Annotated in this window: 10 protein-coding genes and 2 tRNA genes; 10 read left to right on the top strand and 2 right to left on the bottom strand. The window is 68.5% G+C overall.

Features of this window, described 5'->3' with window-relative positions; genetic code table 11:
* Positions 1 to 109: 109 nt before the first annotated feature.
* From Hrr1229_RS06370 to Hrr1229_RS06380, 3 genes are all read left to right on the top strand, one after another.
* On the top strand, positions 110 to 1,588 hold the full coding sequence (locus Hrr1229_RS06370; protein WP_123114899.1) for a single-stranded DNA binding protein: 1,479 nt from the start codon (positions 110 to 112) through the stop codon (positions 1,586 to 1,588).
* Positions 1,589 to 1,759: 171 nt separating this feature from the next.
* The gene (locus Hrr1229_RS06375) at positions 1,760 to 2,191 is read left to right on the top strand and encodes a histone (protein WP_123113670.1); all 432 of its coding nucleotides are present in this window, start codon (positions 1,760 to 1,762) and stop codon (positions 2,189 to 2,191) included.
* Positions 2,192 to 3,196 carry a histone deacetylase gene (locus Hrr1229_RS06380; RefSeq protein ID WP_123113669.1) on the top strand — a complete coding sequence of 335 codons (1,005 nt, stop codon included), beginning with the start codon at positions 2,192 to 2,194 and terminating at the stop codon, positions 3,194 to 3,196.
* Between the two features lie 238 nt (positions 3,197 to 3,434).
* Here Hrr1229_RS06380 and Hrr1229_RS06385 read toward each other — a convergent pair.
* Together Hrr1229_RS06385 and Hrr1229_RS06390 are read right to left on the bottom strand one after the other, a co-directional pair.
* Positions 3,435 to 3,507 (bottom strand) — tRNA-Asp (locus tag Hrr1229_RS06385).
* A 29-nt stretch (positions 3,508 to 3,536) separates the two neighbouring features.
* Positions 3,537 to 3,609, bottom strand: a tRNA-Asp gene (locus tag Hrr1229_RS06390).
* 260 nt (positions 3,610 to 3,869) lie between these two features.
* On the opposite strand from Hrr1229_RS06390, the gene Hrr1229_RS06395 reads away from it, so the two are divergent.
* The 7 genes from Hrr1229_RS06395 (at position 3,870) to Hrr1229_RS06425 (ending at position 12,993) form a co-directional block, all read left to right on the top strand.
* Positions 3,870 to 4,097 (top strand): DNA-directed RNA polymerase subunit H, encoded by a 228-nt coding sequence (locus tag Hrr1229_RS06395; RefSeq protein ID WP_123113668.1) that lies wholly within the window; start codon positions 3,870 to 3,872, stop codon positions 4,095 to 4,097.
* Positions 4,094 to 5,659, top strand: coding sequence for a DNA-directed RNA polymerase subunit B'' (locus Hrr1229_RS06400; RefSeq protein ID WP_123113667.1), 1,566 nt, complete (start codon positions 4,094 to 4,096; stop codon positions 5,657 to 5,659). The genes Hrr1229_RS06395 and Hrr1229_RS06400 overlap by 4 nt, the downstream gene beginning before the upstream one ends.
* Before the next feature lies 1 nt (position 5,660).
* Positions 5,661 to 7,490: a DNA-directed RNA polymerase subunit B gene (gene rpoB / locus Hrr1229_RS06405; protein ID WP_123113666.1), complete on the top strand. Its 1,830-nt coding sequence runs from the start codon at positions 5,661 to 5,663 to the stop codon at positions 7,488 to 7,490.
* A 6-nt stretch (positions 7,491 to 7,496) separates the two neighbouring features.
* Positions 7,497 to 10,418 (top strand): DNA-directed RNA polymerase subunit A', encoded by a 2,922-nt coding sequence (locus tag Hrr1229_RS06410; RefSeq protein ID WP_123113665.1) that lies wholly within the window; start codon positions 7,497 to 7,499, stop codon positions 10,416 to 10,418.
* Positions 10,411 to 11,625 (top strand): DNA-directed RNA polymerase subunit A'', encoded by a 1,215-nt coding sequence (gene rpoA2 / locus Hrr1229_RS06415; RefSeq protein ID WP_123113664.1) that lies wholly within the window; start codon positions 10,411 to 10,413, stop codon positions 11,623 to 11,625. Before Hrr1229_RS06410 ends, rpoA2 begins: the two co-directional genes overlap by 8 nt.
* A complete protein-coding gene (locus tag Hrr1229_RS06420; protein WP_123113663.1) occupies positions 11,625 to 12,044 on the top strand; it encodes a NusA-like transcription termination signal-binding factor in 420 nt (139 codons plus the stop codon). Before rpoA2 ends, Hrr1229_RS06420 begins: the two co-directional genes overlap by 1 nt.
* Positions 12,045 to 12,147: 103 nt before the next feature.
* A complete protein-coding gene (locus Hrr1229_RS06425; RefSeq protein ID WP_123113662.1) occupies positions 12,148 to 12,993 on the top strand; it encodes a hypothetical protein in 846 nt (281 codons plus the stop codon).
* Positions 12,994 to 13,102 lie beyond the last annotated feature (109 nt).

A 13,102-nucleotide genomic window follows, 5' to 3' on the forward strand; every position in this document is an offset into this window, starting at 1 on the left:
GACGTGCGACGACGCCCCGGAACGGACCGGCGGCGCGCACGAATCCGGGCGCGAGACCCCCGCAAGGACAACGCTTATCCGCGGACTCGACAACTCAGGAGGTACGCGTATGGGAGTGATAGAGGACGTCTACGAGGATCTCGACACCGACGTCGAGTTCGAGGAGTTCGAGGCGGCCGTCGAGGACAAGGTCGAGCAGATGGGCGGGCTCGCCGACGAGGAGACGGCCGCGATGCTGATCGCCCACGAGCTGCGCGACGAGGAGGCCGACACCATCGCCGACATCGAGCCGGGGATGAACGACGTGAAGTTCTTGGGGAAGGTGACCTCCATCGGCGAGATCAAGACGTTCGAGCGCGACGAGGAGGACGCCGAGGAGGGCCGCGTCTGCAACGTCGACGTCGCGGACGCCTCCGGCTCCGTCCGCGTCGCGCTGTGGGACGAGATGGCCGCGGCGGCCGAGGAGCAGCTGGAGGTCGGCCAGGTGCTCCGCGTTATGGGCCGCCCGAAGGAGGGGTACAGCGGGCTTGAAGTGAGCGCCGACAAGGTCGAGCCCGACGAGGACGCCGAGGTCGACGTGCAGGTGCTCGACACCTACCGCGTCGAGGACCTCTCGCTCGGCGCCTCCGACGTCGACCTCGTCGGGCAGGTGCTCGACACCGACTCGATCCGCACGTTCGACCGCGACGACGGCAGCGAGGGGCGCGTGGCCAACCTCACCGTCGGCGACGAGACGGGTCGGGTGCGCGTCACGCTGTGGGACGACAAGGCCGACCTCGCCGAGGAGTTCGAGGCCGGCGAGGTCGTCGAGGTGGGGGACGGCTACGTCCGCGAGCGCGACGGCGACCTGGAGCTTCACGTCGGCGACCGCGGCACGGTCGAGCGCGTCGACGAGGACGTCGAGTACGTGCCCGAAACGACGGACATCGCCGACCTGGAGATCGACGAGGTCGTCGACATCGGGGGCGGCGTCATCGAGACGGATCCGAAGCGCACGTTCGACCGCGACGACGGCAGCGAGGGGCAGGTGCGGAACGTCCGGATCAAAGACGAGACGGGCGAGATCCGGGTCGCGCTGTGGGGCGACAAGGCCGACCGCGAGATCGACTTGGCGGACCGCGTCGTCTTCACTGACGTGGAGATCCAAGACGGCTGGCAGGACGACCTGGAGGCGTCCGCGAACTGGCGCTCGACGGTCACCGTGCTCGACGAGGAGACGGAGGCGGCGGGCAACGCGGGGACCGACGTGTCCGGGTCCGGCGACGGTTCCGGAAACGGCGACCGCGCCGCGAGCGACACCGGACTCGGCGCCTTCGCCGAGGACGGACAGAAGGCGGCGACCGAGGCCGTCTCCGGCGGGACCGGCGGAGAGGAGAGCGCCGGATCCGGCGGCGCGGCGACCGCGACGGCGACCGCGGAGGAGATCGAGTTCACGGGCACCGTCGTGCAGACCGGCGACCCCGTCGTGTTGGACGACGGCCAGCAGACGAAAAGCGTCGAGACCGACGCGAGCCTCCGACTGGGCGAGGAAGTCACCGTCCGGGGCACCGAGCGCGACGGGACGATCCACGCGGACGACGTGTTCTAGTCGCCGCGAGCGGCGTGGAGCCGACTGCCACGGCGTCTGGAGACGGCGAGCAGTTCGCGACGCGGGGACCGAACCGGACAGCGAGCCGTCGAGTAGCCGCGACGCCAGCGCTCGGGCGCGGAGACGGCGGTAACGGAAAGCGTTATACGGTACACGGACGCGACTGTGTGTATGAGTGTCGAGTTGCCGTTCGCGCCGGTCGACGGGATTATCCGGCGGAACGCCGGGGAGCTCCGCGTCAGCGCCGACGCCGCCGAGGAGTTGGCGCGTCGCATCCAGTCGCACGGCGCGGAGCTGGCGATCGACGCGGCCGAGCGAGCAACCGAGGACGGCCGGAAGACCCTGATGGCGTCGGACTTCGGCGTCGAACAGGTGATCGCCCGCGAGGAGCTCACCCTCCCCGTCGCGCCCATCGACCGGATCGCGCGGCTCCGGATCGACGACCGATACCGCGTCGGGGTCGACGCGCGGATCGCGCTGGCCGACATCTTGGAGGACTACGCCGACAACGTCGCGAGCGCGGCCGCGACGCTGGCGCGACACGCCGACCGGCGGACCGTACAGGCCGAGGACATCGAGACGTACTTCGCGCTGTTCGAGTAGATGCAGTTCGGCTACAGCGAGCGGTGTCTCGCGCACGACACGGGGGAACGGCACCCGGAGAACCCCGACCGACTGCGCGCGATCCGCCGCGGACTCGCCAAGCGGCACGGGGTCGAGTACACCGAGGCGGACCCGGCGACCCGCGAGGAGGTCGTCGCGGTCCACGACGAGGAGTACGTGGACGAGCTCGAGACGTTCGTCGACGACGGCGGCGGGAGCTGGGACCCCGACACCGTCGCGAGCGAGGGGACGTGGGACGCCGCGCTCACCGCCGCCGGCCTCGCACAGTGGGCGGCCCGGTCGGCGCTCGACGGGGCCGAGGGCCGGAACACCCCCTTCGCGCTCGGCCGCCCGCCGGGGCACCACGCGGTGCCCGACGACGCCATGGGGTTCTGCTTCTTCAACAACGCCGCCGTCGCGGCCCAGACCGTCCTCGATTCGGGCGACGCCGACCGGGTCGCGATCTTCGACTGGGACGTCCACCACGGGAACGGCACCCAAGACGTGTTCTACGACCGGGGCGACGTGCTCTACTCGTCGCTCCACGAGGACGGCCTCTACCCGGACACCGGCGACTTGGAGGAGATCGGCCGCGACGACGGAGAGGGGACCACGGTGAACCTCCCGCTGGCCGCCGGCGCCGGCGACGCCGACTACCGGTACGCCATCGACGAGGCGATTGCGCCGGCGATCGACCGGTTCGACCCCGACCTGCTGATCGTCTCCGCCGGGTTCGACGCCCACCGCCACGACCCGATCTCGCGGATGCGTGTCTCCTCGGAGGGGTACGCGATGATGACCGACCAGGTCAGGTCGATCGCGGACGACGTCGACGCCGCCGACGCCTACGTGCTGGAGGGCGGGTACGGGCTCGACACCCTCGCCGACGGCGTCTCGATGGTCCACGAGACGTACGACGGACGGACGCCGGTCACCGACGACGAGGAGCCGGACGCGGAGACGGAGTCGCTGGTGGCGGAGCTCCGGGACTTGCTCGACCTGTAGAGAGCGAGACGATCCCCCGGAGCCGGTCGAACGGTGACGGGCGACCGAGAGACGCACTCGACGAGCCGGCCGCTACGCTCGTCACTCGTCGAGTTGTCGACAGAAAACGCCCGGAGCGGGATTTGAACCTCGGTCGTTCCGCTCGCTTCACTCGCTCCACTCCCTGATTCAAACCCCCAGCGAGCGTTCGTCGACTCCGGTACGGCTCGCTACGCTCGCCGATCGGAGTCGACAGAAGCGCCCGGAGCGGGATTTGAACCCGCGTCACGACCGTGACAGGGTCGTATGATGGGCCACTACACCATCCGGGCAAACAGCGACAACGCCCCGAAACAGGGGACGCCCGGAGCGGGATTTGAACCCGCGTCACGACCGTGACAGGGTCGTATGATGGGCCACTACACCATCCGGGCTTGTCGCACTCATTCGTACCCCTGTCTGGCAAATAAGGCTTGTCATCGCCGGCGACGGTGGGGACGGGTGACAGGGGAAGACGATCGGTGTCACCGCCGATCGCGGCGGTAGCCTTTTGTATAATACCCGCATGAGTGTGAATATCGTACGCCCGTCGTCGTGAGCCGCGCGCGGCGGGGGCGGTTGGCAAGTCTTATGCCGTTGGCGCATATAGCGATCTGTAGTATCTCGTGATAGCTTCTTTCAATAACCACCACCCATGGTAGACGTAAGCCAACACGAACTCGTCCCGGACCACGTCTTGCTCGACGCCGACGAGATCGACGAGGTCCTGGCCGAGTACGACGTGAAGCGGACGAACCTACCGAAGATCAAACGCACGGATCCCGCGCTCCCCGACGAGGCCGAGGTCGGCGACGTGGTGAAGATCGTTCGAAACTCTCGCACGACAGAGGAAGCGGTCGTGTACCGACTAGTCGTCTCATGAACAGGCAAGACCGACGCGTGGTCTCACGCGAATACTTCTCGGACGAACGGCTCGCCGAACACCACTTCCGCTCGTTCAACAACTTCCTGGACCGCGGCATGCAGGAGGTCGTCGACGAGAAGGAGACGATCGAGACCGACATCGGCGACAAGGAGGGACAAGAGCCCGTCTACGTCGAGCTCGGCGACGTGCGGATGGTCACCCCGCGCGTCCGCGAGGCCGACGGCTCCGAGGAGCTGCTGTACCCCCAGGAGGCCCGTCTCCGGAACATCACCTACTCGGCGCCCGTCTTCATGGAGATGTCCATCGTGCGCGGCGGCGAGGACGAGCCCGAACAGGTCGTCGACACGACCGAGACGAAGGTCGGCCGGATGCCGATCATGGTCGGCTCGGACAAGTGTAACATGGCCGGCTTCTCCGACGAGGAGCTCATCGATATCGGCGAGGACCCCGTCGACCCCGGCGGCTACTTCATCGTCAACGGCTCCGAGCGCGTGCTGATGACCTCGGAGGACCTGGCGCCGAACAAGATCCTCGCGGAGTACGACTCGAAGTACGGCGACGAGATCCAAGTTGCCAAGACGTTCTCCCAGCGCCGCGGCTACCGCGCGCTGGTGCTGTGCGAGCGCAACCGCGAGGGACTGCTCGAAGTGTCGTTCCCGTCCGTCTCGGGCTCGATCGACTTCGTGACGCTCGTCCGCGCGCTCGGCCTCGAATCGGACGAGGAGATCGTCCACCGCGTCTCGGACGACCCCGAGATCGTGAAGTTCATGCTGGAGAACTTAGAGGAGGCGGAGGTGCAGACGACCGAGGAGGCCATCGAGACCCTCGGCGAGCGCGTCGCCTCCGGCCAGGGCAAGAACTACCAGCTCAAGCGGGCGAACTACGTCATCGACCGCTACCTCCTGCCGCACCTCCACGAGGAGGGCGTCGAGGAGGAGGACGTGCGGATCAACAAGGCGTACTACCTCTGCCGGATGGCCGAGGCGTGCTTCGAGCTCGCCTTAGACCGCCGCGAGTCCGACGACAAGGACCACTACGCCAACAAGCGCCTGAAGGTCTCCGGCGACCTGATGCGCGACCTGTTCCGGACCGCCCTGAACAAGCTGGCGCGCGACGTGAAGTACCAGCTGGAGCGCGCGAACATGCGGAACCGGCAGCTCACCGTCAACACGGTCGTCCGCTCCGACGTGCTGACCGAGCGGCTCGAACACCCGATCGCGACGGGCAACTGGGTCGGCGGCCGCTCGGGCGTCTCCCAGCTCGTCGACCGGACGGACTACATGGGCGTGCTCTCGCACCTGCGGCGCCTGCGCTCGCCGCTGTCGCGGTCGCAGCCGCACTTCGAGGCGCGGGACCTCCACGCGACCCAGTGGGGTCGCATCTGTCCCTCCGAGACCCCGGAGGGGCCGAACTGCGGGCTCGTGAAGAACTTCGCGCAGTCGATGGAGCTGTCGCAGACGGTCGAGGACGAACAGGGGCTGAAACGAGAACTGGCGTCGATGGGTGTCGAGGGGATCCCCGGCATCGAGGGCGTCGAACGACAGACGGCGGACGACTAATATGGCTCAGGCAGAACGCGAAGCGAAGGTGTACGTCAACGGGAGCCTCGTCGGGACCCATCCGGACCCCGAGGCCCTCGCCGAACAGATCCGCGAGGCGCGCCGCCGAGGCGACGTCTCCGACATGGTGAACGTCTCGGTCAGAGACCGGACCCAGGAAGTGATCGTCAACGCGGACGCGGGGCGGGCCCGCCGACCGCTGATCGTCGTCGAGAACGGCGAGCCCCTGCTGGGCGACGAGGAGATCGGGGCGCTCGAGCGCGACGACATCGAGTTCGAGGACCTCATCGACCGCGGCTACGTCGAGTTCATCGACGCCGAGGAGGAGGAGGACATCCTCGTCGCCGTCGACGAGGAGGATGTGACCGAGGACCACACGCACCTCGAGATCGACCCGCAGCTCGTGTTCGGTATCGGCGCGGGGATGATCCCGTACCCCGAGCACAACGCGAGTCCCCGCATTACGATGGGCGCGGGGATGATGAAGCAGTCGCTCGGCCTCCCCTCCGCCAACTACCGGATCCGGCCGGACACGCGCCAACACCTGCTGCACTACCCGCAGCTGGCGATGGTGAAGACGCAGACGTCCGACCAGATCAGCTTCGACAAGCGGCCGGCGGCCCAGAACTTCGTCGTCGCCGTGATGTCCTACGAGGGGTTCAACATCGAGGACGCGCTGGTGATGAACCAGGGCTCCGTCGACCGCGCGCTCACCCGCTCGCACTTCTTCCGGACCTACGAGGGCGAGGAGCGCCGGTATCCCGGTGGCCAGGAGGACCGCTTCGAGATCCCCGACCAGGACGTGCGCGGCGCACGCGGCGAGGACGCGTACACCCACCTCGACGAGGACGGCCTCGTCAACCCGGAGACGAAGGTGGACGAGTCCTCGGTGCTGCTCGGCAAGACCAGCCCGCCGCGCTTCCTGGAAGAGCCCGACGACATGGGCGGGCTCTCCCCGCAGAAGCGCCGGGAGACGAGCGTGACGATGCGCTCGGGCGAGTCGGGCGTCGTCGACACGGTGACGCTGATGGAGGGCGAGGACGGCTCCAAGCTCTCGAAGGTGAAGGTGCGCGACCAGCGGGTCCCCGAGCTGGGCGACAAGTTCGCGTCCCGGCACGGCCAGAAGGGCGTCGTCGGCCACCTCGCCCCGCAGGAGGACATGCCGTTCACCGAGGAGGGGGTCGTCCCCGACCTCGTGATGAACCCGCACGCGCTTCCGTCGCGGATGACGGTCGGCCACGTGCTGGAGATGCTCGGCGGCAAGGTCGGCTCGCTGCGCGGCTCGCGGGTCGACGGCACGCCGTTCCAGGGCGAAGACGAGGAGGAGCTCCGGAGCGGGCTCGAGGAGCACGGGTTCAAGTCCTCCGGCAAGGAGGTCATGTACTCCGGCGTCACCGGCGAGAAGATCGACGCGGAGATCTTCGTCGGGACGATCTTCTACCACAAGCTGTACCACATGGTGTCGAACAAGCTCCACGCCCGCTCGCGCGGGCCGGTTCAGGTGCTCACGCGCCAGCCGACCGAGGGGCGGGCCCGCGAGGGCGGCCTGCGCGTCGGGGAGATGGAGCGCGACACGATCATCGGCCACGGCGCGTCGATGGTGCTCAACGAGCGGCTCTTGGAGTCCTCGGACGCCGAGACCGTCCACGTCTCCGCTGAGACGGGGCTCGTCGCCGTCGAGGACCGCGAACAGCGCCGCGTGTACGACCCGGTCACGGGCGACGAAGACGACATCCACGAGCTCGAGGTGAGCTACGCGTTCAAGCTCCTCCTCGACGAGATGATCGCGCTCGGCATCCGACCGAGACTCGAACTGGAGGACGCTATTTAAATGTCAATGCAAACACCGAAAGTGCTCGGCGGCATCGACTTCGGCCTCATGGACCCGGAGACGTACCGGGACATGTCGGCGACGAAGGTGATCACGGCCGACACGTACGACGACGACGGCTACCCGATCGACATGGGGCTGATGGACCCGCGGCTCGGCGTCATCGACCCCGGCCTGGAGTGTCGGACCTGCGGCGCCCACTCCGGCTCCTGTAACGGCCACTTCGGCCACATCGAGCTGGCCGCGCCCGTCATCCACGTGGGCTTCACGAAGCTCATCCGGCGGCTGCTCCGCTCGACGTGCCGCGAGTGCGGCCGGCTCGCCTTAGACGAGGCGCAGCGCGACGAGTTCCGCGACCGCTACGAGCGAGCGAAGGAGCTCGGCGACGACGAGCACGACGTGCTGAAGGCCGCCGTCCGGCAGGCCCGGAAGGCGTCGACCTGCCCGTTCTGCGGCGAGCCGCAGGCGGACATCAAACACGAGAAGCCGACCACGTACTACGAGGTCCAGGACGTGCTCTCGGGCGACTACTCCGAGCGCATCGCGGCCGCGATGCAGCCCGACGAGGAGGAGGACGACCCGGGCACCTCGCCGCAGGAGCTCGCCGAGAAGACCGACATCGCCCTCGACCGGATCAACGAGATCATGGCCGGCGAGTTCCGCCCGCGCAAGGAGGACCGGCGCGCTATCGAGAAGGCGCTCGACGTCGACCTCACGGAGGAGGACATGAACAAGCTGATGCCCTCGGACATCCGCGACTGGTTCGAGGACATCCCGGACGAGGACCTCGAGGTCCTCGGTATCGACGCGGAGGACTCCCGGCCGGAGTGGATGATCCTGACGGTCCTCCCCGTCCCGCCGGTGACCACGCGCCCCTCCATCACGCTCGACAACGGCCAGCGCTCCGAGGACGACCTCACGCACAAGCTGGTCGACATCATCCGGATCAACCAGCGGTTCATGGAGAACCGCGAGGCGGGCGCCCCGCAGCTGATCATCGAGGACCTCTGGGAGCTGCTCCAGTACCACGTCACCACGTTCGTCGACAACGAGATCAGCGGGACGCCGCCGGCGCGGCACCGCTCCGGTCGTCCCCTCAAGACCCTCAGCCAGCGGCTGAAGGGGAAGGAAGGCCGCTTCCGCGGCTCGCTGTCGGGGAAGCGCGTCAACTTCTCCGCCCGGACCGTCATCTCGCCGGACCCGACCCTCTCGCTGAACGAGGTCGGCGTGCCGGACCGCGTCGCCAAGGAGATGACCCAGACACTCAACGTCACCGAGCGCAACGTCGAGGAGGCGCGGCAGTACGTCCGGAACGGCCCGGAGGCCCACCCCGGCGCGAACTACGTGCGTCGTCCCGACGGACGTCGTCTGAAGGTGACCGAGAAGAACTGCGAGGAGCTCGCCGAGAAGGTCGAGGCCGACTGGGAGGTCAACCGCCACCTCGTCGACGGCGACATCGTGATCTTCAACCGGCAGCCCTCGCTGCACCGGATGTCCATCATGGCCCACGAGGTCGTGGTGATGCCGTACAAGACGTTCCGGCTCAACACCGTCGTCTGCCCGCCGTACAACGCCGACTTCGACGGCGACGAGATGAACATGCACGCGCTCCAGAACGAGGAGGCCCGCGCCGAGGCGCGCGTCCTCATGCGCGTGCAAGAGCAGATCCTCTCGCCGCGGTTCGGCGGGAACATCATCGGCGCGATCCAGGACCACATCTCCGGGACGTACCTGCTCACGCACTCGAACCCCGAGTTCACCGAGACGCAGGCGCTCGACCTGCTCCGGGCGACGCGGGTGGACGAGCTGCCCGAGGCCGACGGCGTCGACGACGACGGCCGCGACTACTGGACCGGCCGGACGCTGTTCTCCGAGCTGCTGCCCGACGACCTCACGCTGCACTTCTCGTCGTCGACCGGCGACGACGTCGTCATCGAGAACGGCCAGCTGATCGAGGGGACGATCGACGAGGACGCCGTCGGGGCGTTCGGCGGCGAGGTCGTCGACACCCTCACCAAGGAGTACGGCGAGACGCGCTCGCGCGTGTTCATCAACGAGATCGCGTCGCTGGCGATGCGCGCGATCATGCACTTCGGCTTCTCGATCGGGATCGACGACGAGTCGATCCCGCCGGAGGCCGAAGAGCAGGTCGACGACGCGATCGAGAGCGCCTACGACCGCGTTCAGGAGCTGATCTCGACGTACGAGGCCGGCGAGTTGGAGTCGCTGCCGGGCCGCGGCGTCGACGAGACGCTCGAGATGAAGATCATGCAGACGCTCGGGAAGGCCCGCGACTCGGCCGGGGAGATCGCCGACCAGCACTTCGGCGACGACAACCCGGCGGTCGTGATGGCCCGCTCCGGCGCGCGTGGCTCGATGCTGAACCTCACGCAGATGGCCGGCTCCGTCGGCCAGCAGGCGGTCCGCGGCGAGCGGATCAACCGCGGCTACGAGGACCGGACACTCTCTCACTACAAGGAGAACGACCTCTCCGCGGAGGCGCACGGCTTCGTGGAGAACTCCTACCGCGGCGGGCTCACGCCCGAGGAGTTCTTCTTCCACGCGATGGGCGGCCGCGAGGGGCTGGTCGACACGGCGGTCCGGACCTCCAAGTCCGGCTACCTGCAGCGCCGTCTCATCAACGCGCTCTCCGAGCTCGAGGCGCAGTACGACGGCACGGTCCGAGACACCTCGGGTCGGATCGTCCAGTTCGAGTTCGGCGAGGACGGCACCTCGCCGGTGAAGGTCTCCTCGGGCGAGGGCGACGGCATCGACGTCGACGACATCGTCGACCGCGTCGTCGACTCCGAGTTCGAGTCCGACGACGAGAAGGAGCGGTTCCTCGGCGAGCGTTCGCCGCCGACGAACCTGTCGGAACACGCCGGACCGGGCCTGAACAAGGCCTCGGGGGTGGAGTCGGATGACTGAGTACGAGCACGTCACCGACGACATGGAGGCGGTCGTGGAGGCGACCGAGCTGCCAAGCCGCCTCAAGAGCGAGGTGTACGAGGCGCTCGAACGGAAGGCGGAGGAGACCGGCGAGGTCACCGTCGAGCAGGCCACCGAAGTCGCGACCGGCGTCGAGAACCGGTACATCGAGACGCGCGTCGACCCGCTCGACCCCGTCGGCACCGTCTCCGCGCAGTCGATCGGCGAGCCCGGGACGCAGATGACGATGAACACGTTCCACTACGCCGGCGTCGCGGAGATCGACGTCACTCAGGGGCTCCCCCGGCTCATCGAGCTGGTGGACGCCCGGAAGACGCCGGACACGCCGATGATGACCGTCCACCTCGAGGGTGAGTACGCGACGGACCGCGAGAAGGCCCACGAGGTCGTCTGGTCCATCGAAGCGACGCGCATCCTCGCGCTCGGCGACGTGTCGACGAACGTCGCCGACATGCTGGTACGGATCGACCTGAACGACGACACGCTGTTGGAGCGGTGGCCCACCCACACCGACCCCTCGGAGGTCGCCGAGATCATCGCCGAGACCATCGAGGACTCGCTCGGCGTCGACGCCCGACAGTCGGGCACCGTCATCGAGTTCGGCCCGAGCGAGCCCAGCTACCGCGAGCTGCTCCAGCTGGTCGAGCGGCTCCGCGAGATCGTCTTCAAGGGGATCGAGGAGATCGAGCGCGTCGTCATCCGGAAAGAGGAGATCGACGGCGACGAGGAGTTCGTCCTCTACACCGAGGGATCGGCGTTCGGCGACGCCCTCGACATCGAGGGCGTCGACGCCTCGCGCACGACGTGTAACAACATCCACGAGATCTACCGCAACCTCGGCGTCGAGGCGGCCCGCGAGACGATCATCGACGAGACGAAGAACACGCTCGAAGAGCAGGGGCTCGACGACGTGAACGTCCGCCACCTAATGTTAGTGGCCGACATCATGACGAACAACGGCGAGATCGACTCGATCGGTCGCCACGGCATCTCGGGCTCGAAGGACTCCGTGCTCGCGCGCGCGGCGTTCGAGGTGACGGTCAACCACCTGCTCGACGCCGCGATCCACGGCGAGTACGACGAGCTCGACGGCGTCATCGAGAACGTTATCGCCGGCAAGCCGATCTCGCTCGGCACCGGCGACGTCGACCTCCGGATGGGGTCGCGCGTCGTGGGCGACGACTGATGCACGTCGAGCTCTCCGACGAGGCGCGGCGCTACATCGGTCGCTTCGACGAGCTGACCGGGGTCGCGCCGAAGGACTGCCTCGTGGAGGGCGACCGGCTCGTGTTCCTCGTGCCGGCCGGCGAGATGGCCGCCGCGATCGGACAGGCGGGCGAGACCGTCGAGGAGGCGGAGCGGCGGCTCGGCAAGTCCGTCGAGCTGGTGGAGGACGCGGACACGCCGGAGGCGTTCGTCGCGAGCGCGCTCGCGCCCGCGGCGGTCAACGCCGTGACGATCTCCGAGCAGAACGACCGCGTGGCGTACGTCGAGGTGCCGGAGCCGGACCGCGGCGTCGCCATCGGCGCCGACGGGACCAACATCGAGACGGCCCGGACGCTGGCGAAGCGCCACCACGACATCGATGACGTCCAGCTGACCTAGCGCGGAACCGCGCCCGGCGGCTCGCGAGCCCGCTCCTCGGTGGGCTGCGGACCCGCGCTCTCCGAACCCGCGACCTTTTGACCGCTGCCCCGCTTCGTGACCCATGAACCGCAGACGCCTCCTCGCGGGTCTCGGGACCGGAGTCGCGGTCGGGATCGCCGGCTGTTCCGGCGACGACGGCGGCGACGGCTCCGGCGGCCCGCTCGACGACGGCCCGGACCGCCCGTTCGCCGACGCGGAGTGGCGCGACGGCGACGGGCTCGCCCTGAAGGCGCTCGCCGAGTCGCACGCGCAGGCGCTCGTCGACGCGGGCGGTTTCACGCTGTTTTCGACGGCGGAGACGAGCCACGACGGCGACGCGGAGCCGACGCCGTGGCTCCCCTCGCAGACCTACGAGTCGAGCTACGACCTCGAAAACGGTCGGCAGTACGTGAGACAGGAAATAACGGAGACGACGGAGGCGGACGTGACGGAGCTGTACGTCGCCGGCGAGGAGCTGCTGTTCCGACGCCGGGCCGACGGCGAGACGCGGTACGACCGGCAGTCGGTGGACCGATCCGAAGGCGACCTCGAGGAGTCGATGCGGCAGGAGGCGCTGACCGGGATCCGCGTCGAGGGCGAGACGGAGAGCGGCGAGACGGAGTACGAGGGGTTGAACCGCTGGAACCCGACGAGCGACGGGGAAGGGGCGGTCCGCGGCGAGGCGACCGCTCGGTTCACCGCCGACGAGTTCGACGGCGAGCGGAACATCCCCGAGACCGTCGAGACCGCGTCGGCGACGGCGCACGTGTACGAGTCCGGCGTCGTCCCGCGGCTCGAACAGTCGTGGGCCGGCGAGCACGACGGGGGAGAGGCGACCGTCGACGTCGACATCGACTACCGCGACCCGGGAGCGGAGATCCCCGAGCCCGACTGGGCCGCCGACGCCCGCGAGGCGACGAGCGAGTGAGCGGCCGGGGAAGGAGCAACCGAGCGGGTAAGCCGCCGAGAGAGGAGCGACCGGTAAGCGGCCGGCCGCGGTCGCCGAACGACGGGCGCTCGCGCCGGCTTACCGGCTC

It is taken from the genome of Halorubrum sp. CBA1229 (genome assembly GCF_003721435.2).
Lineage (GTDB): Archaea > Halobacteriota > Halobacteria > Halobacteriales > Haloferacaceae > Halorubrum.

Coding starts and splice junctions, on each gene's coding strand:
- Hrr1229_RS06400 (WP_123113667.1), top strand. CDS start 4,094: ATGAACAGGCAAGACCGACGCGTGGTCTCACGCGAATACTTCTCGGAC.
- Hrr1229_RS06420 (WP_123113663.1), top strand. CDS start 11,625: ATGCACGTCGAGCTCTCCGACGAGGCGCGGCGCTACATCGGTCGCTTC.
- Hrr1229_RS06370 (WP_123114899.1), top strand. CDS start 110: ATGGGAGTGATAGAGGACGTCTACGAGGATCTCGACACCGACGTCGAG.
- rpoA2 (WP_123113664.1), top strand. CDS start 10,411: ATGACTGAGTACGAGCACGTCACCGACGACATGGAGGCGGTCGTGGAG.
- Hrr1229_RS06410 (WP_123113665.1), top strand. CDS start 7,497: ATGCAAACACCGAAAGTGCTCGGCGGCATCGACTTCGGCCTCATGGAC.
- Hrr1229_RS06425 (WP_123113662.1), top strand. CDS start 12,148: ATGAACCGCAGACGCCTCCTCGCGGGTCTCGGGACCGGAGTCGCGGTC.
- Hrr1229_RS06395 (WP_123113668.1), top strand. CDS start 3,870: ATGGTAGACGTAAGCCAACACGAACTCGTCCCGGACCACGTCTTGCTC.
- rpoB (WP_123113666.1), top strand. CDS start 5,661: ATGGCTCAGGCAGAACGCGAAGCGAAGGTGTACGTCAACGGGAGCCTC.
- Hrr1229_RS06375 (WP_123113670.1), top strand. CDS start 1,760: ATGAGTGTCGAGTTGCCGTTCGCGCCGGTCGACGGGATTATCCGGCGG.
- Hrr1229_RS06380 (WP_123113669.1), top strand. CDS start 2,192: ATGCAGTTCGGCTACAGCGAGCGGTGTCTCGCGCACGACACGGGGGAA.